Genomic DNA, 22,236 nt, shown 5'->3' on the forward strand with positions numbered 1-22,236 from the left:
ACGCTAGTATTTAGCTATGTGCCGAACTCATCCGGTACGAGATGACCCGTCGCATTGACAGGACAAGCACACGGAAGCAACCCAGAAGGGCTACCAATGAAAAAAACATCTGCACAGTCAAGCATCTCAAGCCCCAAATCTGAGCAGGATCTCGCATTACGTCAGCCGCTTTATGTCGTGGTGGCGCACACCTTGCAGAAAGAAATCGAGCAAGGAAAGTACACGGTAGGCAGTGTTCTGCCGACCGAGGAAATGCTGGTAGACCGCTTTCAGGTCAGCCGCCATACCATTCGTCAGGCGCTGCGCGAGCTGAAGGATCAAGGGCTGATACAAGCGCGCGCGGGCATCGGAACAATTGTCCGTACTCAGCCCGGCAAGATCTGGATGATGAGCGGTTTGAACTCGCTGGTGGACCTGCTGGAGTTCGCTACCGAAACCGAGATGCATATCCTTAGCACGTCCACGGTGACGGCCGACCGTCATCTGGTCAAGATGATAAAGTGTGAGCTGGGAGCGAAATGGCTGCATATGGAGATCCTGCGCTGTTTACCCGATCAACCGCGTCCTCTGAGTTTTCTGAAGGTCTACGTACAACCGAAGTACGCGCCTAAGCTAAAAAAGCTTAAACATATGCGTGAGCCCATCTACGCGGTGCTCGAGCGCGAATATGGTGTGCGTATCGCCGAAGTCCGCCAGGAACTCACGGCCGACAGCCTGGATCACGATATCGCCGAACTCGTGGACGCCACGCCTGGACAGGCTGCGCTGTCCATCATTCGTCACTATTACGACAGCCGCGGTGAGCTAGTCCAGATCGCACTGGGTTACTACCCGAGCGGACGCTATACCCAGACAACGCGCATACACAGCAAGCTCGACGAGTAAAACGGCCGCCCTAGCCTGCCAGATAGGCTTGCACCTCTTCCAACGACACGAGATCCGCGTACTTCTGCCCCATATCGAACAAGTTACTTTCGTGCGGGGCTTGGGCGCGGTCACCAACACAGTCAACCACGACCATCGGGCGATACCCATAGGCCGATGCGTCGACGGTGCTGGCGCGCACGCAGCCGCTGGTCGCACAACCGCTGATCAAAAGCGTGTCGACGCCTTTGGAGGTCAGCCAGGTGTGCAAATTCGTCCCGAAAAACGCGGAGCCATGACGCTTGGTGGAGACAAACTCGTTTTTTAGCGGGGTCAGTGCAGCCACAATGTCGGCCGCGGGGTCGCCATCGACCAAGTCCTTTAGCCGTGGCACCTTCATTCCGAATGGCCCGATATCGGAACCGTCGTTGGAGGTAGCAAATCGAACATGAGCCACGGGCGTCTGCGTTTGCCGGCAGGTTTGGAGCAAACGCTCTGTATTGGCCATGGCATCACCGATGTTGTAGCCACCAAAGAAATTCTCATCGGCAAACGCGTTTTGAAAATCGATAATCAACAGCGCCGGGCGGTGGCCAAAGCCCATGCGCTGGCCCATCCCTTGTTTGGCGTAGATATCCACGACGATTCCTTTTCGAGACAGGTTGCGCGCAGGGCTGGTTATCGGTCGCGGGCTTCAGGCAGCTGACCCAGGTAGCTGATCACTGCATCTTTGCTCATCACATTGGCGCAGCTGCGGTCCATGTCGAACAAGGACACCGCATGCGAAAGCGGCAGACGATCGAACACGGCCTCTCTGGGCACCAGCACCTTGTAGTTCGACTGTGCCGCATCGACGACGGTGGCGCGCACGCAGTTGCTGGTCGATCCGCCGAGGACGATGATGGTGTCTACGCCTAAATCGGTTAAATAAGCCTGCAGCGGGGTGCCGAAGAAAGCGCTCATCTTCTTTTTGGTGAACGCAATATCGCCGGGCTGCGGTGCGACTTCGGCGACGAACTCGGAACCAAAGGTACCCTCGACGAAGGCGTATTCGCCCTCGCCTTTGCCGACCTTTTGCGCGAAAAGGCCGCCGTCGTTACCAGAGGGGTCCAGCGCGAAACGTGTAAAGATGACCGGCGCGCCGGCGCGGCGGGCAGCAGCGATGATTTCGCCAGACGCTTTAACAGCGTCCCATCCGATCTGACCGCAGCTGTAGGGATAGGCCTCGTCGCCGCCCTCCTTGGGGCCCACCATATAGTTCTGGACATCGATAGCCACGATCGCGGGCCGGGTGCCCGGCTTGATCTGTTGGCCCCATTTACCGCGCGCCAAAGTGGCGCGATCCTCTTCTGTCAGATAGTCTTCCCAAGCTTTCTTCATCATGGCATCACCCAGTTGTCGAGTTCGAAACGGCTAGTCTTAGTGTCCTGATCAATTGCCCAGTAATGTTCTCGGTAGCCAAAGAGCCACGTCGGGATACGTGACCACAATAATCAGAGCCAATACCTGCAGCATCACGAACGGAATGATGCCTTTATAGATTTGCTCCATGCGCACGGAGGGCGGCGCGGCGCCTTTCACGAAGAACAAGGCAAAGCCAAACGGCGGCGTGAGGAAAGAGGTCTGCAGATTGATCGCAATCAGGATGGCGAACCAGTAGATGGCCTCGACCTTGCCCGGCAAATGATCGCCGAAGTCCAGACCAGCGATGATGGGCGCAAAGATCGGCACGACAATCAGGATGATCTCCAGCCAATCGAAGAAGAACCCCAGCAGGAATACCCCAACCAGCAGCAGCGCCAGCACGCCCCAAGGTCCCAGCCCGGCAGAATCCAGCATCTCGTGGATGACGTCGTCGCCGCCCAACGAACGGAACACGTAGGAGAAACACGCCGCGGCGATGATGATAAGAAACACCATCCCGATCGTGAGCGCTGAAGTGCGCACCGCGTCGGTCATCAGCGGAACACTGAAGCGGCCGGAGAAAATGGTCAGCACGATGGCCCCGGCCGCGCCCACGCCTGCCGCCTCGGTCGGCGTTGCCCAGCCCATGAAGATCGAACCGAGTACCAGCCCGATCAGCACCGTCGGCGGCACAAAGGCGCGAAGCACCAGACTTGTCAAGGACTCGCCCTCGGATTCCCATTCATCGTCGGTCAAGGGCGGCGCCAGATGCGGCTTGAACCAGGCCAGCGCGATGATGTAGATCACATAGAACGCCGATAGCATCAGTCCGGGCAGTACCGCACCGAGAAATAGCTTTCCCGTGGAGATCTGCATCATGTCGCCCATGATCACCAGCATGATGCTCGGCGGTATCAGAATACCCAGGGTGCCAGATGCGCTGACGATACCGGTCGCCAAACCAGTATCGTATTTTTGCTTGAGCATGGCGGGCAATGCCAACATGGAAAGCATGACCACGGATGCGCCGATAATCCCCGTGGTCGCTGCCATGATGGTGCCCATGATGGCCACACCCAGCGCCAGCCCGCCCGGGACACGGCGCAGCAGAATCTGCAGGCACCGCAGCAGGTCAGCGGCGATCTGGCTCTTTTCCAGCAAGATGCCCATGAAGATAAAAAGCGGCGCGCCGATCAACACGATATTGTCCGCTGCCCCACCCCAAATCCGATACATGAAGTTGAAGAACTCGGTGGGCGAGAACATATCCAACGCCCAGCCCAGCATGCCAAACCATATCGTCACGCCGCCCAGCACAAAGCCGACCGGAAATCCGGAAAAGAACAACGCCGCCAGCACGACGAACATCAGGATGGAGATATGCGACATGAGGAAATCCATCATCGAATTTCCTCCACCGCCACGGCAGCGATTTCTTTTCGCGCGAATGCCTCTGGGACGGGGCCTTTACCCGCCAGGAACAACACGCCGCGTATCACCGTCGCGATCAACGACAAGAGCGTCAGCAGCATCGCAATAGGAATGATAGATTTTATGATCCAGCGATGATGGATACCCTGCATCGAGGTCGAGCCTTCGTTCTGCGCGTATGACTGCGCGACGAAGTCGATGCCGTATTTCAGCAGGAACAGGGTGAATGGGATCGCCAGCAGGAAGAGCCCAATCAGCTCCAGCTTGGCCCGGCCGCGATCGCTCATGCGGTCCCTGAGAATGTCGATGCGCACATGGATGCCACGCAGATAGGCCATGGGAATGGCCAGGAAGAAGATGACCGTGTGCAGATGCCATTCCAGCTCCTGCAAGAACGTGGACTGAAAGACGAAAAACTTTCGGGTAATCACATCGAAGCACACCACCGCTGTCAGCGCGAACAACAGCCAGGCGGCGGCCATCCCGATGAAGGTCACGCAGCGGTCAATCTTCCCGGCAATCGGAGAATCCATGCACCCACCTACTCTGGACAGAACCCTTTGGTGCGGGAGCCGCGCGGCTCCCGCTCGTGTGGCTTACGCCGTTACGGCAGTTTCTGTAGCTGCATGAGCTTGTCGTGCTGCTGGCGGAAGTTCTGTTGAGACTCCCAGATTTTCTTGAAGTTGGGATCGGTGGAAGCCAAGCGGTTGGCTTCCTCCACCCATAGATCTTTCAACTGTTGAACGACCTCGGGCTTCCACTGACGGATATCGACGCCCTTGGCGCGCAGGCGTTCGACCGCCTGCATGCTGAGCACTTCGCCTTCGGCGATACTGCGGGCCACTGCGTTGCCGCAGGCCACATCGATGGCTTTCTTCTGTTTATCGGTCAGCTTGTTGTAGACCGCTTTGTTGATGATGAGCCATTCCGGACTGACCGGGTTTTGCCACCCGGGGAAATAGTAATATTTCGCGGCCTGATCGAAGCCCATGGATTCGTCCATGCCTGGGTTGGAGAACTCCGCCGCATCAATGACACCGCGTTCCAGCGCGGGGAACACATCGCCGCCGCCAAGCGCTTGCGTCGATACGCCGATCTTCTCCAGCACATTGGCGCCCAGACCGCCAATACGCATTTTCAGGCCCTTGAAGTCATCGAGGGAATTGACTTCTTTATTGAACCAGCCTCCTGCTTCCGGTGCGAGCAGTCCGCAGAACACGGCCTTCATATTGTGCTTTTCAAGCACTTCGTCCAGCACCTGCTGACCGCCGCCGTAGTAGATCCAGGCAAGGAACTGGGACAACTCGGGTGTGAACGGCGCCGCGTTATAGAGCGCCAGACCCGGCTCTTTGTTGATATAGAGGCCGATACCGACAAAACCGGCATCCACAGAACCCGAAGATACCGCGTCGAAGATGCCCATCACCGGCACCAGCGCACCGGGCTCGAAAAAGCGCATCTTGACCGTGTCATCCGTGGCCGCGCGCACGTTGGCGACCATGTCGTTGACATGAGCACCGATGGGCTTGAAGTTAGAACCGAACATGCCCGCGACCTTGATATTCACAGTCGGGTCTTTTGCCTGCACTGGGGTGGTCGCGAGCAAGGCCAAGGCGGTGCTCACCGCAACGGCGAGCTTGCTGATACCGGGGAAAGCGAATGCCATACTGTAACTCCTGAAGAAAAGCTACAAGCGCCCGCGCACGCGCGACGCGCGGATAGCAAGCGGGTGGATGGGGTTAAGCAGGAAGAGCGGGCTGACGCAGATGCCAGTCGGTTTGGTTTTGATAAGCGACGCCGGCCCTGAAAAGCGTCGCCTCGCGCCAAGGCGCGGCTTCGAGCATCAGGCCGATCGGCATACCATCAGAAGAAAAACCACATGGCACCGATAGCCCCGGTAGCTTGCCGAACGCGCCTGCATAGGTGTTCTGCGTCACGGCGCGCGTGGCTTCGAAAAGGCTGCGGCCGTCTTCAATGGGTGGCGCGACCGTGGGCGAGGTGGGACTGAGGATGACGTCGACCGAACTGAAGACATCCTCCAGGGACCGACACCAAGCCTCGCGAGCCCGCAGGGCGCGTGCGTAGTCACGACCGGTGTATTGCAGCCCCATCTGCATGCGCTCCAGCGTGGCGGGTAACCAGCGCTCGTCGGGCTGTGCAAGCCGTTCCTCGTGCACGGCGCAGGCATCGGAGTAGATCATGGTGGTGGCGTAGGCATGCGCGGTCTGCGCGCCGTCTACGGTGATGGGGACCATGATGGCACCCAACGATTCCAGCACGCGCATGGCTTCTTGGACGGCATACGCGACCTCGCTGTCCACGCCGTCGAAGTAATGATTGCTGGGAATGCCAATCCGCAGGCCCTTGATGCCCGCGTGCATATCGACGAGCAGATTGCCCACTTCTTGGCGTTCGCTGACATGGTCATGCGGATCGAAGCCTGCCATCACGGAGAACAGGCGGGCCAGCTCCGGCACCGTACGCGCCAAAGGACCGATGGTGTCGTGCGTGGCGCTGACAGGCATGCAACCATGATTCGACACTCGCCCCACGGTGGGGCGCAAACCACATACGCCATTCAGCGAAGCGGGCACCCGCACCGATCCGCCGGTATCGGTGCCCAAGGCCAATGGCGCCATGCCAGCGGCGATCGCCGCCCCCGATCCGCCGCTGGAGCCACCCGGTATGCGCGCCGGGTTCCAAGGATTGCGGCATTGACCGATGACTGGGTTGTTCGAGCGTACGCCGAATGCGAATTCATGCAGGGTTACTTTGCCCAGGATGATGGCACCCGCCTCGCGCAAGCGTCGCACAACGGTAGCGTCCCGGTCAGGCACGTGGTCCTTAAAAAAGCCAGACGCATACGTGGTGCGCAGACCTGCAGTGTCAATGTTGTCTTTGACGAGAATCGGTACGCCATGCAGCAGACCGCTCGCTCGACCGGATTGCGTCAGTGCGTCCGCACGGCGTGCTGCCTCCAGCGCCGTCTCCGCATCGAGCGTGACAATCGCGTTGATGTGGGGATTCCATCTCTCGATGTTCTCAATACATTGTTTAACCGCTGCTTCCGACGTTGTCGGAATGTTCACCTGAACCATGAAGTTCGCCTCGAGGGAAGTCAAAAGGGAAAAACAGCGCAAGACAGGTTGTACGTACATTCAGCCTATCAGCAAAGATTTTTTGCGGCAACAACATAAGTCGAACATACTCTCCAGACTAGAGAAAACCCCTAAGCCTCGGTCTTCGAAGTCTTTATCCCAAAACGGATTTGCTAGTGGTAAACCCCAGGTTTTATAGGGTTTGACTGGCATGCAGTGATAGACGGCGAAGACGGGACGACGTGTAACCATGACTGCGCTTGCGGCGCTTAGGCCCGAAATACCTTGTCCGTTCATTTATCCCGTTGTACCGTTACTCTCAGCACCATAGAGACGGATTACCTATAAGAATGCGGTAGCCGGCGCAGCCACCCACGCGCCACTCTGGAGACAACCTCATGCAAGACTCAGCCCATCATGCGTCGCTTGGTACCTCGGGCCTAATGACCGGAGATCAATATCGCGAATCCCTCCGTCGCTATAAGCCGGTCGTCTACGTGGACGGACGTCGTGTGGAATCGGTGGCCGACGAACCCTCGCTAGCGCCGGGGGTCAATGCACTGGCCGTGACCTACGATATGGCCCACGATCCGGCGGTGGCCCCGCTCATGCTGGCCCGCCAGGGTGACAGCACGGTGCCACGCATGCTGCATATCAACGAGTCCGCCGGCGATCTGCTGAATAAGCTCGAAGCGGTTCGATTGCTATGTCAGGAGACCGGCTGCGCCCAACGCTATCTGACCCACGATGCGCTCAACGCGATCGCGCAGGTATCGGCTCGTATCGACGACGCACGAGGGAGCACCGAACATCGTGCGCGGTTCCAGAGTTATCTGGATCACGTGCACGATAACGACCTGGCCATTGGCGTTGCGATGACGGACGCGAAAGGCGACCGTTCGCGCCGGCCCCATCAGCAGAGCAATCCAGACACTTACGTTCATATTGTCGAACGCAATGCCAAAGGCATCGTGATTTCTGGAACGAAAGCCATCGTCACGGGCGCGGCATATATGCACGAATTACTCGTCATGCCGTGCCGCAACATGACGCAGGCGGATACCGATTTCGCGGTGTGCTGTGCGGTGCCTATCGACGCCCCAGGTATCACCATCGTGGCGCGCCCTGCCGGTCGGCCAGGCGAGAAAAACGAACACGGTGACGCGCTATTTTCCCGAAAGTACGGACAATCCACTGGGGTGGTGATTTTCGATCGCGTCACCGTGCCCTGGGAGCGCGTGTTCTACGCCAACGAGTGGGAACATTCGGGCGCCATGACCTATGCGTATGCGAATCACCATCGCCACAGCTGTATCGCCGCGCGAGCCGGGTTCGGCGACTTGCTGATCGGCGCGGGCGCGTTGATGTGCGAGGCCAACGGACTAGACCCGGAGAAAAAAGCCAGCCTGCAAGAACCCATGGTGGAGCTGATCAAGATTGTCGAGGGGTTCTATGCGTGTGGCGTGGCCGCCAGCGTCTACGGGACCCAGGACGCCTACAGTCAGTCGTTCATGCCGGAGACGGTCTTTGCCAACGTGGGCAAGCTGATGCTGGCTACCCAGATCTACGACATGCATCGCCTTGCCCACGAGGTGTCCGGTGGCTTGATCGTGGCCCTGCCAGGACCCGACGAAGACCACAATCCCGAGACTGCCGGGCGCCTGAGCGATATGTTGCAGGCCAATCCCGCCGTCCCCTATGACAAACGAATTCAGGTCGCCCGCTTCATGGAAGACCTGACCGCTTCATATCAAGCGGGCTGGTATTCGATCATTAGTCTGCACGGAGGCGGATCACCCGCGGCCATGAAGCAGGAGATCTATCGCAATTACCCGATAGGCAGCAAAGTCGAACTAGTCGAACGCCTGCTCGATCGCGGCGTATTGAATCAGGATGATCCGCAGCGCGCGATCACCCGCAACAAACAGCCGGGGCGCTGCTGTGACCAGGGTTGCTCGGCGCCCGGCCAAGCGATCATGCGTCCATTGCTCCGAGGTTGAGCGCGGGCGCAGCCGGCCCGCCGCGTACAATTCCTTATCAGGGTCTAAGACTCATGCATTCCCGGGATTCGTTACACCATGAAGGGCTCGCGCCATTCTCTAGTCACGCTGCGCATTTTCCTGGCGGCGGCGCGCACCTTGAATTTCAGCCGCTGCGCGGACAAGCTCAACATTACACAAAGCGCGGTCAGCAAGCATATCGGTGCGTTGGAATCGCGGCTAGGCGTCGCACTGTTTAAACGCCTGCCCAATGGCCTGCGCCTGACGCATGCGGGCGCGATTTATCACGAACGCGTCAGCGCGGCGTTAAGGCTGCTGGATGAAGCGGACGCGTTGGTTGCGCATCCAATGTCACGCGTCGCGCTCAATATCGCCGTTTCTCCGTCATTCGCGCATTCGTGCCTGATTCCTACGCTGTCCGAGTTTTTCGCGCTGCATCCGGGTGTGCGCGTCAATATCCGTCCGCGCTTGCTCTACGGCCGCGATCAAGTCGAACGCTTCGATGCCGAGATCCAGTTGCACACCGGCCATGTGGCGGGGATGTCGGCGGAGTATCTGTGCGGACACGAAATGACGCTCGTTGCCGCCCCACAGTTGCTGGCGCGTTGCCCGATACGCATGATTGAAGACTTAAATCAGGTGCCACTCCTGCGGCGAGCGCAGCGCGGCTATAGCTGGGACGAATGGCGTGCCGAAATCGCGCCACTTTGGCCGGGCCCGAGCGCGGGCGAGGCGCCCGAATACGAAGGGTTTTCTGTCCTGCTGCCTGCCGTGATGCACGGACTGGGCGCGGCGATTGTGCCAATGGTGCTGGTGCGCGAGCAATTACGGGCTGGCACGCTGGTGCGGCCGTTAGGGGAAGTGGTGGAAAGTCGCTATGGCTATTACCTGATGAGACCGCGGCCGAACGTGGGTGGGGCGTATGTGGATGCCTTTTGTGAATGGCTGACGCAACGTGCTGGGCAGATGAATCGGGAAATTCGCGAGTTGGTCTCCTGATTTATCTCTGTCTGCTCTGCAGAGGTGGGGTTCTTTAGCCGTCCGGGAGCGGTGTGCGTGGGCGGTGCCGGCCCTGTCGCAACGGCTCGGCCCACGAGCAGGGGCCTCGGTCCCCTTCGGGGACTTCCCGTCGCTCTACGGGCCGGCACCGCCCACGCACACCGCCCCCGGACTCACACTGAGGTATGACCCCGCGCTTCAAGCATGCCGTTACGCATACGCACTGAAGCACATGCCTCACTTCCATCCACCGCAACATGAATTTGGATTTGAATTCGTCCTCTTAACGCTAACGCAAGCGGGAGCCGGGCAGAAAAGGGGCACCGGCCCGTTGAGCGGCGGGAAGTCCCCGAAGGGGACCGAGGCCCCTGCTCGTGGGCCGAGCCGCTGCGACAGGGCCGGTGCCCCTTTTCTGCCCGGCTCCCGCGCCTAAAGAACCCAACCGAAGCCGCCCCCAAGGTATTCCATACTGGAATAGCGCTTGCCCATATATCCTTTGCCCAGATCAGAGCGCCTCGCCAGAATACCTGCACCTAGTCACGCATTACGAGTCATTCAGATGAATAAGCTCAAATCCCTGCTCTGCTCCTTCTTCCCCCTCATGCTCGCCGCCGCGACGCCGGCTCAAGCCGCCTACCCGGAAAAGCCCGTGCGCATCATCGTGCCGTACGCGGCCGGCGGCAGCTCGGATGTGCTCGCGCGCGGCATTGGCGATCAGCTTGCCAAAGAACTAGGTCAGCCCGTGGTGGTCGAAAACCGCGCGGGTGCGGGCTCGATGATTGGCACCTCCTACGTCGCTAACGAAGCCCCCGATGGCTACACCTTGCTGCTGGCCGACGTGCCGTTCACCATCGTCCCGGCGCTCTACGCGGATCGTGTCAAATACGACGCACGCAAGGACTTTACGCCGGTGGCATTGCTGGGCGTATCGCCACTGTATTTGTTCGTGAATCCGGGTTTCGAGGCGCAGACCGTGCCCGCCTTGGTAGCGGCCACCAAAGATTCCTCCAACAAGGTTTCGATTGGCTCGGGCGGCAACGGCTCGTTGACGCACTTGATGGCCGAACTCTTCATGCAGAACACCGGCGCCGAACTGGTCCACATCCCATACAAGGGAGCCTCGGCATCGGCGAACGACTTGGCCGGTGGCCAGATTCAGGCCAGCTTTACCACCATGCCGACGGCTGCGGCCTTGTATCAGGCTGGCAAGATCAAGCCGATTGCCGTGTCCTCACCCGAGCGCATGAAGGACACCCCCGATGTGCCAACCTTTGCGGAGCTCAACGTGCCCAATATGACGGTGCAAAGCTGGTGGGGCCTGATGGCACCTGCTGGCACGCCCGCCGACGCGCTGGCTCGTCTGGAAGCCGCGATGAAAACGGTCATGCAGTCGGAAGCGGTGCAGCAACGGCTGGTCAGTCTGGGCGTGAGCGCACCCGCGGACTCGAGCGCCAAAGCCCTCTCTGGCATGGTGACTGAAGACTTCGCCCGCTGGGACGATGTGATCAAACGCGCCAATATCAAGTTCGAATAATCCAACACGCGTTCACATCCAGAAGAGATCACGACATGACACCTTGGCAGCAAGCCGCCGCCGCTGATGCGGCTCTGATGAATGACTTTGAATCGATCTGCGCTTTTGGAGGACGCATGTCCGGCAGCGGGCAAGACGATGCCGCGATGGCGTGGGCGCTGGAGCAGTTGCGTCCCTACGCGCCGGTCGTACAACATCTCCAGGTGCCATACGACGGCTGGCGCTGCCTTCAGGCCAGTCTGACGCTCCAAGGAGAATCCCTCCCCGTGCGTGCGTTACTGCGGTCGCAGAATACGCCCGAGGCGGGCTTGGAGGCCGAGGTCATCGATCTTGGCCGTGGTCGCCCAGACGATTTCGAACGCGTGGGCGATGCAGTTCGCGGCAAGATCGTGCTCGTCAGCCATGAGTTTCCGTTCACCGGCGACCATGTGCATCGGCGCCGCAAGTACGACATGGCGCTGCAAGCGGGCGCGGTCGGCTTTCTGATTGCCAACAACGTGCCGGGCCAGGGCTTGCTATCCGGTTCGTCCGGGCGGCCTCGTGATGGCGTGGGTATTCCGGCGGCATATACCGATTATGAAAGCGCCCAGCGTCTGATCGCGGCTGCCGCCCAGGGCGCCGCGCGGGTGAACCTGGTCATCCAGGGCGAAGAGCTGTTGGATTCGCAAGCCAGCGTCGGTATTGCCGAAATTCCGGGTGGCCGTGACAGCGTCATCGTGATCAGCGCCCATATGGACGGACACGATCTGGGTGTCAGCGCGTTGGACAATGCCACCGGCGTGGCCACGGCGTTGGCAGCCGCTCGGGCGTTGGCGGCCAAGGTCGGTCCGGATACGCCTAGTCTGCGTATCTGTTTCTTCTGTGCCGAAGAATGGGCGCTAGCGGGATCCGCCCGCTATCTGGCCGACATGGACCCGGCCGAGCGCGCTCGCATCAAGTTTGATATCAACCTGGACACGGTGGCCGGCGATCTGTCGCTCACGGCGATGATCAGCGATTTCCCGGCTCTGGAGCCGGTCGTGAATCAGGCGGCAGCGCTGGCGGGCATCCCGGTCAGTACATGGCTGCCGCTGATGCCGAACTCGGACCATGCCAATTTCGCGCGCAACGGGATTCCCGCCTTGCGACTGACCGCGGGCTTTGGCAAGCCGGATTCCCGGGTGAACAACATTCTGTCGGCAGGCGACTTGCCGGCCATCATTGCCGAAGGCGAACTGCGGCAGGCGCTGGCGGTCACCTGCGCGCTGGCGGATGTGGCGTTGGGGATGAGCGATGCGCAGCTGGATGCCCTGGCTGCGCGCGATTGACCCCTCCCGCTCGACACTAAGCCATCAGGCCGCGAGTGTATCCAGCGCGGCGGACAACATATCCGCCCGCGCCGCGATCCGCTCATGAATGACAGCGATCTCGGCCGGTTTCCTCAAGGCTTTGAATCCAGGGCGATGCGCGGTGCGCCGCATTTTGTCCTCGGGGCGCAGCGCGGTCACATCCACGTTCTGGAAGAAGTCGCGATTGCCGCCGTCCGCCCACGATTCCGAGTACACGCCATGCGCTTGGACGACGTCGAACTGATCCAGCTCAATGTGGTAGTAGGTGAACTCTTGTGCCTGGGTTTCCTGCACCACCGTTTTGCCATTGATCAGGTCCTTTGCACGGACCAGCACACCATCGATATAGATGTGATGCCACGGCGAGACGCGCAGATCTTGACTGGGTAGGTTATCGGCCAACGCACCGGCGCGAATGCGCACGGGCGTACAGTTGGTGCGTTGCTCGGGGGTGCGTAACGCCACGGCGTGATAGTTCCGCCAGCCGATCCATTTCACCGTGCGCGGCCCGGTGCTGCCAATGACCTTGTCGCCGATTGCTAGTGACTCAATAGCGACGGGGCCTTGAGCGGTTGCGATCAGTGTGCCTTTAACGAAGCAGACCGGCGTGAACGGCGCGGTGTTAGTATCGAAAGGGAGATTCTCGCGATACGACACGTTAGACGTTACGAGGGTGTAGTCACCCTCAATGTTGCGGGTAACAATGCCGTCGCTGGTAAATGCGACGATCGTTTCATTTTGCTGATAAGCCGAAGACACTACGTAGACAGACTGATTTACGTCGAAAACGTTGTCCACAGAGTAATTCGTGACAGAAGTGGAATCCACTTGGAATTCACTACGGATAAAGTACCGCTCGGCGGAGTAGTCGTACTCTACGACATACCACCCAGTTGTTTCGAAAACTGCCACAGATATCCTTCTATATGTCGTGCACGACAATACTCGCGCGAAGGCAAGAACCGACCTGCATAGGTGCGCGTTGACTGACTTCGTATCAGTCACCCGCCCCCCCTGAGCACCGCGTACGTATTAAGGGTGGTGAAATGTCCTTTTCCGGCCTCGCCAGGCAATGATGCTTAACGCCAGTTGCTTTCTGCCGATATAGAAGGACAAGCCGTAAATGTGGCGCGATTCTAGCAAGTAAGACCCCACAAAAAACGCCTTGCAGCGTGAAAACAACAAGGCTGACAATGACCCCAAGTTCAGGGATTTGAAGACATGGATTCGTTTATCTGGCGCCCGATGCAGCGCAACAATCTGGATGCGGTGATGGCGCTCTCCGAAGTGGTGCATCCCACTTTGCCTGAAAGCCGCGAGACGCAGGAAAGGCGTTTGCGGCTTTATCCCGAAGGGTGCCTAGTGCTGACCAACGATACCGACATTCAGGGCTATGCATTCGCGCACCCGATCCGGCACGCCGCGCCGCCGGCGCTAAATACTGCGCCGGAGCAGGTGCCGGCCGACGCCGACGAGTTATACCTGCATGATTTTGTCGTTTCATCCTCTCTGCGTGGCCGTGGCTATGCGGTAGAAGGCATTGAGACACTGCTGCGGCTGGCCGACCGATTTGCGACCATGGGCTTGATTTCCGTCTACGGCACGGCGCCTTTCTGGAGCAAATTCGGCTTTGAACCGTGTTCGGATGTGGCCGCAGTAAAGTTGGCGAGCTATGGTGCCGATGCTGTCTACATGATGCGGAGGGCCAACCCCTAGGTATCGGAGTCATGAACCCATAGAATTTCTATCGTGTCATTGGTTCCCGCCTATTGTCCGCGCCACGCCGCGGACGTGGCGCGGTGACGAGATTACGCGTTGGCGGTTTCCTCGGCGCGATGGGCCATGACCGCCGCTTTCAGAAACGCCTCGATCAACTGCAACCTCGGCGAAGACCGCAGCCATATCAGGCCAAAACAACGAGGCTTGCAAGGGGTCTTCAGCGGCATGCTGATAATCGAGCCGCTTTGCCATTGATTCCAGGCGGTCGGAACGATCGCCACGCCAAGATTTTTATGCACCAGCCGCGTAATCGTTTCGGTCGAAGCGAGCTCGAACCTTTCGCGCGGCCTTAGATTGTTCTGCCTCAGGTAGGCGTCGATCTGCTGACCGGCCCAACTATCGCGGTGATATCGAATAAAGGGCACACGCTCCAGCAGCAAATGCGGGTCCACTCCCTCGTGCTGACGCGAGGCGATAAGCACAAAGGGCTCTTCCCATAGCAAATGCCAGCCCAGGCCCTTGGAGGGCGTGAACATGGGCTGCATGGCAATCGCGGCATCCAGAGCCCCGCGCTCGACCTGGGTATGAAAGTCCGAGGACTGGCCAGAGACCACGCTGACGTGAATCTCGGGGTATTGCGCCGCAAGGACTTCCAGGATGTTCGGGATCTTGCCAACCAACGCGGTATTGCCTGAGCCCAACCGCAATTCTCCGCGCAGTTCATTGGTGTTGGCCAACGCCGCCAACGCGTCGATGTCGTCCAGAATGCGCTGCGACGTGTCGAGGATGCGATGCGCCGCCTGCGTCAGGTGCACGACCTTGCCCGCACGGCGCACGAGGCTCACGCCCAGCTCGTTTTCCAACGCACGGATCTGCTGTGCGACCGCGCCATGCGTCAGATTCAGCCGTCGCGCGGCACCAGCCATGGAGCCATGCTGGTGCACCGCCAATAACGTATGGAGTAAACGCGTGTTCATACGATAGGATAACTATCGTCTGATCATATACGCAAGCAGATCATGCCATGCCGCAGGTCGGTACTATGAGTCCAACTTTCAGAGTCGAGATCCCCATGCGTAGCAAACTATTCGTACCGGCCTCCCGTCCCGAGTTATTTGTCAAAGCCTTGCGTAGCCAAGCCGACGCAATTTGCTTCGATCTGGAAGACGCCGTGCTGGAGTCGCGCAAACAGTACGCGCGCGATGAGCTGGCGAAATTTTTTGCATCCGATGAATTCCGCAATCTGCGCGAGGAAGGCCGCAAGAGCATTCTGGTTCGCGTCAACGCGCTGGATACCGGCCATACCGAGAATGATCTGGTCGCCGCTTGCGCCCCAGGCGTGGACATTGTCAACATCCCGAAAACCGAAACCGTCGAGGATTTGCTGCAGTTCATCGGCCTGCTGCAGGGTCGGGAAGCGCAGGCGAGCACGCCTCAAGCCCAGGTTGAGCTGCGCGTATTGGCCAATATCGAGACCGCTCGCGCGATGCTGAACGCGGCCGCGATCGCGCAAGCCCATGAGAAGGTCTGGGGCTTGCAGCTGGGCCTGGGCGATCTCTTTGAGCCGCTGGGCATTGCGCGCCACGATGCGCAGAACGTGCATGCCGTCATGATGGCGATGCGCCTCGCCGCGGGCTCGGCAGGCAAGATTGCTTTCGACACGGCTTATACCGACGTCGCCAATGCGGAGGGCTATCGGCAAGAAGCCTGGCGCGCCCGGCAGCTCGGATTCCTGGGCAAGACTTGCATCCATCCCAGCCAAGTGGCGCTGGCCAACGAAGTATTCAGCCCCACGGAAGATGAAGTCAATTGGGCACGCAAGGTCGTGGAATCGGCAGAGCAAAACGACGTGAATGGCGCTTATATGCTGGATGGGAAGATGATCGATGGACCCTTCATCGCCCGCGCGCGCGCCATTTTGGCGCAGACGTCTTCCTGAGCTAACCCCAGCATCACACACGCCGGTGTCCAACACCCTCCGATTCTTCTTGCGAGTTAAGCGAACATCATGAGCGGCGACTTTCCTTTATCCGGCATCAAGGTCCTGGACCTGAGCGCCTATATCGCTGGCCCTTACGGCTGCAATCTGCTGGCCGATATGGGCGCGGAGGTCATCAAAGTCGAGCCTCCCGAAGGCGATAACTTGCGCAAGTACCCCTCTACCCTGCCCGACGAAAGCCGGGCGTTTCTGGGCGTGAACCGGGGCAAGCAAGGCATCTGCCTGGATCTGAAAAGCGAGCAGGGCTATGAGGTATTCATCCGCCTGGCGCGCGAGGCCGATGTCATCGTGCACAATTTCCGTCCCTCGGTGCCGCCGCGTTTACGCATTGACTATGACACGCTGCGCGAACTGAATCCCCGGCTGGTCTATTGCTCGCTCACTGGCTATGGTCAAAGCGGACCGTTAGCCAGCCGTGCGGGTTATGACCAGGTGCTGCAGGCTCGCACGGGGATCTGCGCATCGCAAGGCACACCTGAGCAGCCACAGATTGTTTATGGCTCGGTGGTGGACTACTACGGCGCGGCCATGTTGGCTAATGGCGTCACCGCCGCGCTGTTTCAAAGAGAACGAACCGGCGCGGGCCAACACGTCTGCGTATCCTTGCTAAGCAGTGCGCTCGCGATGCAGGCGGCGCGCCTGGTCGTGGCAGAGAACGAACCACGCGATATCAACCGCGATATGCGCTCGGGCGGCATTACGGGCATCCACCCGACACGCGAAGGCCATCTGTATATCTCCGCCAATACGCCGCACTTCTGGCGCGCGCTCTGTCAACTGATCGGGCTATCGGAGCTCGCCGAGAACGAGCGCTATGACACAGTGAAAAAGCGTGCCGCGCATGTCGATGAGCTGGTGCCCATGCTGCGCGAGGCCCTGCAAGCGAAGAGCGCCGCGCAATGGGAAGCCTTGTTCGGCGATCAGGTCCCCTGCTCGGTCGTGCGTAAGGTCGAGGATGTTTTCGAGGACGCGCAGGTCCAGGAACAGGGGCTAGTCGGCGAGCACGAGCATCCGGCGTTTGGTCGATACAAGACCATCGCGAACCCAATTTCGTTTGGTCAGGCCGGCGCGCGACGCCAGCTGCGCAGCGCGCCGGGCTTGGGTCAACACAGTCGCGAGTTGATGCGCGAGCTGGGCTACACCGAGGCCGAAATAGAGAAAGCCATCGCCGACAAAGGGGTGCTGGCTTAGCGGACATGTGTCCTGCTCCGGGGACAGGACACTTATTCACCTCGTTCAGAGGTACATACTAAAAAGGGGCATGACCATGTATAGACGCGCAGCACTCAAAGTCCTCTCCTGCCTGACGCTGTTGGGTTCGATGGGCACCGCACTTAACCTCGCCACCATCAGTCCAGCAGCCGCGGCTCAATGGCCGGAGCGCCCTGTGCGACTGGTCGTTCCTTTCGCGCCCGGCGGCAGTAATGATGTGATCGCCCGCAAGCTGGCCGACAGCATCAGCAAGAGCACTGGGCAGACGTTCATTATCGAGAATCGCGCGGGGGCAGGCGGTGTCGTGGGCGCGGGTTATGTCGCCTCGGCAGCACCAGATGGCTACACGTTCTTGTTTATTTCCGGCTCGCTGGCCACCTCGGCCGCCGTGCAGAAAACGCCGTATGACGCCAAGACCGCTTTCGATGCGGTGTCCCTGGTGGCCAGCGCGCCGTTTGTGGTGCTGACCCGCAAGGACTTTCCCGCCAAGAATATGCAGGAGTTGCTGCAGTACGCGAAGGACAATCCCGGCGCCATCAATTTCGGCAGCGCAGGGCTGGGCGATAGCTCGCAGATGGCCACTGAACTGCTCGCCAACAAGGCCGGCGTGAAAATGCAGACCGTGGGCTACAAAGGCATTTCGCCCGCGCAAATGGATCTGGTGGCGGGACGCCTGGACATGATCATCACCACTATGGCGTCCATCGCCGGCACGCCGACCGATCAGCTCCCCAAACTGGCTTTCACCAGCGCGCAGCGCAATCCGGATTTCCCCAACGTACCCACCGTCAAAGAAGCCACGGGGCTGGACTATGACGTAAACGTCTGGTGGGGTGTATTCGGGCCCAAGGGCGTAGACCAGACCGCGCGTAACCGGCTCAATGAAGAGATCAAGAAAGCGGTATCAACGCCGGAGTTCGCACAGTTTCTGAAGTCCATGGGCGCGAATCCGACTACCTCGACACCTGAGGAGCTGCAAAAGCTGTTGGTCTCGGATGTAGATCAATGGACGGAAACCGCCAAGGCAGCGGGCATCCGCGTCGAATAAGAATAACGATAAGGGCCGGCGAGGTTCGGCCTTGTAGGAGTAACAATGAGCCCTACCCCTGCCGTGCGCGCGCACGACGAACCGCAGAACGCGTTTAAGGAGACCGCCGCGCAGTTTGTCGCGGCGGCGACTACAGAGCTGCATGGTATCCGGTCGCGCACCGAGCCCGAGGATTTGGCGGCCGAGTTGGACCGTCTGAACAGTGCTGTACGTGCGAGCGCCGGCAGCATCAGCCCGTATGCCCAGCCTGCGGACTTTCTGCAATCGTTGTTGCAGCAACAGGATACGTCGAACGAGGCGGTAGCGGTCGCCACGCGTACGCATGTCCCGGCGGGTGAGCCTATGTCGTTAGCCGAGGCTGCACGTCGAATGGCCAGCGGCGAACTGAGCGCGGTGCAATTGACCGAACAGGCCCTGGCGCGCGCGACCGAATGTCAACCGACGCTGAATGCGTTTATCGAGATCTGGGCGGATAAAGCCCTGGCCCAGGCGCACGCGGCCGATGCCGAGCGCGCACGCGGTGAGCTGCGCGGTCCATTGCATGGTATCCCTCTGGCGCACAAGGATTGTTTTGAGATCCAAGGTCATGCGGCAACGATCGGTTCACGTGCACGGCCCGCTGTGCCCGCAACAACCGACGCGCATGCAATACAGTGCTTGAACCAGGCCGGTGCGATTACGCTAGGCGTACTCAATCTAAACGAAATGGTGGCAGGTCCCACGGGACAGAATCCGGCGTTTGGCGACTGCTGCAATGCGCTGGACCCCTCACGCATTTCCGGCGGATCGTCCAGCGGCTCTGGCGCCGCGGTCGCCTCGGGCGCGGTGTTTGGGTCCTTGGGCAGCGACACGGGTGGATCGATTCGTCTGCCGGCCTCGGTACATGGCTTGTATGGTTTAAAGCCCACCTATGGCCGCATTTCTCGCGCTGGTTGCTTTCCGCGCGCCTTCTCGCTGGATTGCCCGGGGCCGCTGGCGCGTACGGCAGAAGACTGCGCCATCGTGCTAGAGGCGGTGGCTGGCTGGGATGCAAAGGATCCATCGACCTTGCCTGCGCCGGTACCGGCCTATTCCGCATTGCTTGATAGCGCCGCGGAGAAAAGCCGTATCGCGGTCATAGGTTTGTCCGAGGCAGACGCCTGCCATCCGGAGATCGCCGCCGTGTTTACCGACTTCGTACAACGCGCCGAGCGAAGTTTCGGATCGGTACGCGAGGTCAGTTTTCCGCAGCTGGCGGCATGCTATGCGATGGGTGACATCATTTCCAAGGTCGAGGCGGCGACACTGCACGGCCAATGGATGCGCAGCTCACCGGATGCTTATTCGCAGGCCGTGTATTCGCGCACAGAACCTGGCCTGCATGTTTCTGCCGTTCGCTACCTCGAATCGTTATTGGTGCGAGCACGCGTGTTGGAAGAGTTCCTCGCCGGACCCATGGCGGACCACGACATCCTGCTGTGCCCGAGCGTGCCGATCCCCGTGCCCTTGCGCAGCGAGGCCGATATGGAGAAAAAAGGCAGTGTGTTTGGCGTCGTACCGCAGATCACGCGCCTGACCCGGCCGTTCAGCTATTTGGGAGTGCCGGTGCTCAGCATACCTATCGGCTTAGACCGCAATGGCATGCCAGTAGGCGCGCAGGTGATTGGTCGCCCGCTCAGCGAGGCGCGTCTATTGGCGTTCGCACATCAGATGTCGCGGGCATGATCCGCGTTTAACGATTATTGGATGATGACGATGAAGATCTGGGATCAGTATTTAGGCGAAACCGATAGGGCCGTGTTGGAACGTGGCCGCTTTGCCCGCCGCATGGGTTATGGCGAGCGGCCCGCCATCATCGTCATCGATGCACAACGTTATATGGTGGGGGAGGAAGGTAAAGATTCAGAGTGGCCCTCGAGCTGCGGGGCCGTCGGTCGTACTGCTTTAGAACAGATTAAACGTGTCGTCGAAACGGCACAGGGGAACAACGTTCCCTGCTTTTTTACGTTATTTCAGCTTGACCCGAATGGTAAAGATATTGGTATCTATGGTCGCAAACGCGACCTACTCGACAGCCCGCACTGGTGTTTGGCCGACACGCCGGGGGCACAATTGGCGCCAGAGCTCACGCCCGGCGCAAGCGATCTCGTCTTCGTCAAGAAAAAACCCAGCGGGTTCCACGGTACGCCGCTGCTGGGCTACTTGGTCGACCGTCAAATCGACACCGTCATCGTGGTCGGTGGCGCGACCAGCAACTGCATCCGCGCCACGGTGTTCGACGCCTCTTCCTACAATTTCCGCACCATTGTGCCTCAGGAAGCGGTCTTCGACCGCATCCCTGTCTCCCACGCCATCAGCTTATTCGACATGGATAGACAGTTTGCTGATGTCGTATCGGTAGAGGAGGTATTGGACTATCTGCGTGATATCGGGCAGCGCCGGGAACGACGTGCCAGCCACGTTTAAGGTGCTGTTGCGCAAGCGGCAGGCAGGCGATCTCTCGCTCGTCTGCCGTACTGCCCAAGCCCCTGAGCACTACATCGCTTTCACGAAGTCCTCAAAGGGCACGCCAGTTTCCGCCCCAACACGCGCCAGATCGCTAAGCGTATCGGCGGGCAATAGCAGCCCGACACGCCGATTGCGTTCGTTGGCATCGGCCTCCAATTCGCCCGGGTAGCAGACTTTCCGTGACCCGGCGCCACGGGCACGCTTTTGAGCGAGGCGATGTATGCCTCCATTCTCTCGTTGAACTCGGCCATGGGTTGAAGGCGTGCGATATCGATGGCCATGATGAAATGCCCGGCCATACTGCGATTGACGGGGTCATAGGGGCCATGCACTTGATCCTGAAAGCCGCTGCCGGACAGGACGCCGGACATCACATCCACCATGACGCCAATCGCATAGCCTTTATGACCCGCCATGGGCAGGATGAAACCTTTAAGCGCCTCCTTGGGATCTGTGGTGGGGTTGCCTTGCGCATCCACCGCCCAATGGTCTGGGATGGGTTCCTGGCGATTATTCGCGAGATAGATCTTGCCGCGCGCCACGCCGGAGTTGGCGATGTCCATGACCATGGGCGCATGGCGGCCGGCGGGCACGGCGAGCGACCAGGGATTCGTACCGATTTTCTTTTGCAGCCCGCCCCAAGGAGCCATGTTCGGCCCGCCGTTGCTCATCATCAGCATGGCACAGCCCTGTTGCGCACCCCAGCGGGTGAAATACATGCAGGTGCCGAAATGGTTGGAATGGCGCACGGAGACCACTCCCACGCCATGCGCGCGGGCGCGGCGCACTGCTTCTTCCGTGGCGCGCTGGGCAACTACGGGTCCGACGCCATCATTGCCATCCAAGACCGCCATCGCAGCCGCGTCGGTCACCGTGTCCAGTTGCGTCACTCCACGCATGGCGCCGGATTTCAGCCTGGCGTAATACCAGCCCAGGCGTAGCAGCCCATGCGACTGATGTCCCCATAAATCTGCTTGTACCAAGGCATCGGCCGCGAGATCGGCATCGTTGGCAGGAACGCCTGCCCGTTCGTAGACTGCGGTGGCGAAGCTTTTTAATGCCTCGGGGGACAACGGCGTATTGGCCAGTTCACTCATGGATCGCATGGACATC

Annotated in this window: 20 protein-coding genes; 11 read left to right on the forward strand and 9 right to left on the reverse strand. The window is 59.8% G+C overall.

Annotation, left to right across the window (positions count from 1 at the left end; translation table 11 throughout):
- Positions 1-96: 96 nt before the first annotated feature.
- Positions 97-885, forward strand: coding sequence for a GntR family transcriptional regulator (locus GOQ28_RS04160; RefSeq protein ID WP_160355544.1), 789 nt, complete (start codon positions 97-99; stop codon positions 883-885).
- Positions 886-895: 10 nt separating this feature from the next.
- Here GOQ28_RS04160 and GOQ28_RS04165 read toward each other — a convergent pair whose 3' ends face one another.
- The 6 genes from GOQ28_RS04165 to GOQ28_RS04190 all read right to left on the reverse strand — a co-directional run bounded on the left by GOQ28_RS04165 (position 896) and on the right by GOQ28_RS04190 (position 6,797).
- On the reverse strand, positions 896-1,480 hold the full coding sequence (locus GOQ28_RS04165) for an isochorismatase family protein (protein ID WP_160355583.1): 585 nt from the start codon (positions 1,478-1,480) through the stop codon (positions 896-898).
- A gap of 62 nt (positions 1,481-1,542) precedes the next feature.
- On the reverse strand, positions 1,543-2,247 hold the full coding sequence (locus GOQ28_RS04170) for an isochorismatase family protein (protein ID WP_160355545.1): 705 nt from the start codon (positions 2,245-2,247) through the stop codon (positions 1,543-1,545).
- Between the two features lie 48 nt (positions 2,248-2,295).
- Entirely contained in the window at positions 2,296-3,657 is a 1,362-nt protein-coding gene (locus tag GOQ28_RS04175; protein ID WP_236844210.1) for a TRAP transporter large permease, read from the reverse strand.
- A gap of 11 nt (positions 3,658-3,668) precedes the next feature.
- Entirely contained in the window at positions 3,669-4,232 is a 564-nt protein-coding gene (locus tag GOQ28_RS04180; RefSeq protein WP_160355546.1) for a TRAP transporter small permease subunit, read from the reverse strand.
- A 71-nt stretch (positions 4,233-4,303) separates the two neighbouring features.
- Positions 4,304-5,365, reverse strand: coding sequence for a TRAP transporter substrate-binding protein (locus GOQ28_RS04185; protein ID WP_160355547.1), 1,062 nt, complete (start codon positions 5,363-5,365; stop codon positions 4,304-4,306).
- Between the two features lie 73 nt (positions 5,366-5,438).
- Entirely contained in the window at positions 5,439-6,797 is a 1,359-nt protein-coding gene (locus tag GOQ28_RS04190; RefSeq protein ID WP_160355548.1) for an amidase, read from the reverse strand.
- A 398-nt stretch (positions 6,798-7,195) separates the two neighbouring features.
- On the opposite strand from GOQ28_RS04190, the gene GOQ28_RS04195 reads away from it, so the two are divergent.
- The 4 genes from GOQ28_RS04195 to GOQ28_RS04210 all read left to right on the forward strand — a co-directional run bounded on the left by GOQ28_RS04195 (position 7,196) and on the right by GOQ28_RS04210 (position 12,637).
- Entirely contained in the window at positions 7,196-8,797 is a 1,602-nt protein-coding gene (locus tag GOQ28_RS04195) for a 4-hydroxyphenylacetate 3-hydroxylase family protein (RefSeq protein ID WP_160355549.1), read from the forward strand.
- Between the two features lie 78 nt (positions 8,798-8,875).
- Positions 8,876-9,796 (forward strand): LysR substrate-binding domain-containing protein, encoded by a 921-nt coding sequence (locus GOQ28_RS04200; protein ID WP_160355550.1) that lies wholly within the window; start codon positions 8,876-8,878, stop codon positions 9,794-9,796.
- Positions 9,797-10,355: 559 nt separating this feature from the next.
- Positions 10,356-11,330, forward strand: coding sequence for a Bug family tripartite tricarboxylate transporter substrate binding protein (locus GOQ28_RS04205; protein WP_160355551.1), 975 nt, complete (start codon positions 10,356-10,358; stop codon positions 11,328-11,330).
- 35 nt (positions 11,331-11,365) lie between these two features.
- Positions 11,366-12,637 carry a M28 family peptidase gene (locus tag GOQ28_RS04210; RefSeq protein ID WP_160348828.1) on the forward strand — a complete coding sequence of 424 codons (1,272 nt, stop codon included), beginning with the start codon at positions 11,366-11,368 and terminating at the stop codon, positions 12,635-12,637.
- A gap of 24 nt (positions 12,638-12,661) precedes the next feature.
- Here GOQ28_RS04210 and GOQ28_RS04215 read toward each other — a convergent pair whose 3' ends face one another.
- On the reverse strand, positions 12,662-13,570 hold the full coding sequence (locus tag GOQ28_RS04215) for a Hint domain-containing protein (protein WP_160355552.1): 909 nt from the start codon (positions 13,568-13,570) through the stop codon (positions 12,662-12,664).
- 309 nt (positions 13,571-13,879) lie between these two features.
- On the opposite strand from GOQ28_RS04215, the gene GOQ28_RS04220 reads away from it, so the two are divergent.
- Positions 13,880-14,374, forward strand: a complete 495-nt coding sequence (locus GOQ28_RS04220) for a GNAT family N-acetyltransferase (protein ID WP_160355553.1) — start codon at positions 13,880-13,882, stop codon at positions 14,372-14,374.
- A gap of 92 nt (positions 14,375-14,466) precedes the next feature.
- Here the strand turns inward: GOQ28_RS04220 and GOQ28_RS04225 are convergent, their stop codons facing one another.
- Positions 14,467-15,354: a LysR family transcriptional regulator gene (locus GOQ28_RS04225; RefSeq protein ID WP_160348831.1), complete on the reverse strand. Its 888-nt coding sequence runs from the start codon at positions 15,352-15,354 to the stop codon at positions 14,467-14,469.
- A gap of 95 nt (positions 15,355-15,449) precedes the next feature.
- Between GOQ28_RS04225 and GOQ28_RS04230 the strand changes: the two genes are divergently transcribed.
- The 5 genes from GOQ28_RS04230 (at position 15,450) to GOQ28_RS04250 (ending at position 21,081) form a co-directional block, all read left to right on the forward strand.
- Positions 15,450-16,316: an HpcH/HpaI aldolase/citrate lyase family protein gene (locus GOQ28_RS04230; RefSeq protein WP_160355554.1), complete on the forward strand. Its 867-nt coding sequence runs from the start codon at positions 15,450-15,452 to the stop codon at positions 16,314-16,316.
- A gap of 69 nt (positions 16,317-16,385) precedes the next feature.
- Positions 16,386-17,567 (forward strand): CaiB/BaiF CoA transferase family protein, encoded by a 1,182-nt coding sequence (locus GOQ28_RS04235; protein WP_160355555.1) that lies wholly within the window; start codon positions 16,386-16,388, stop codon positions 17,565-17,567.
- Between the two features lie 76 nt (positions 17,568-17,643).
- Entirely contained in the window at positions 17,644-18,636 is a 993-nt protein-coding gene (locus GOQ28_RS04240; protein WP_160348834.1) for a Bug family tripartite tricarboxylate transporter substrate binding protein, read from the forward strand.
- 45 nt (positions 18,637-18,681) lie between these two features.
- A complete protein-coding gene (locus GOQ28_RS04245; RefSeq protein WP_160355556.1) occupies positions 18,682-20,340 on the forward strand; it encodes an amidase in 1,659 nt (552 codons plus the stop codon).
- Between the two features lie 21 nt (positions 20,341-20,361).
- The gene (locus tag GOQ28_RS04250) at positions 20,362-21,081 is read left to right on the forward strand and encodes a cysteine hydrolase family protein (RefSeq protein ID WP_202109617.1); all 720 of its coding nucleotides are present in this window, start codon (positions 20,362-20,364) and stop codon (positions 21,079-21,081) included.
- An 80-nt stretch (positions 21,082-21,161) separates the two neighbouring features.
- On the opposite strand, the gene GOQ28_RS04255 is transcribed toward GOQ28_RS04250, so the two are convergent.
- Positions 21,162-22,235 carry an Ldh family oxidoreductase gene (locus GOQ28_RS04255; protein ID WP_236844212.1) on the reverse strand — a complete coding sequence of 358 codons (1,074 nt, stop codon included), beginning with the start codon at positions 22,233-22,235 and terminating at the stop codon, positions 21,162-21,164.
- Position 22,236: the final 1 nt, after the last annotated feature.

It is taken from the genome of Bordetella sp. 02P26C-1, assembly GCF_009763255.1.
Taxonomy (GTDB): Bacteria; Pseudomonadota; Gammaproteobacteria; order Burkholderiales; family Burkholderiaceae_B; genus Bordetella_A.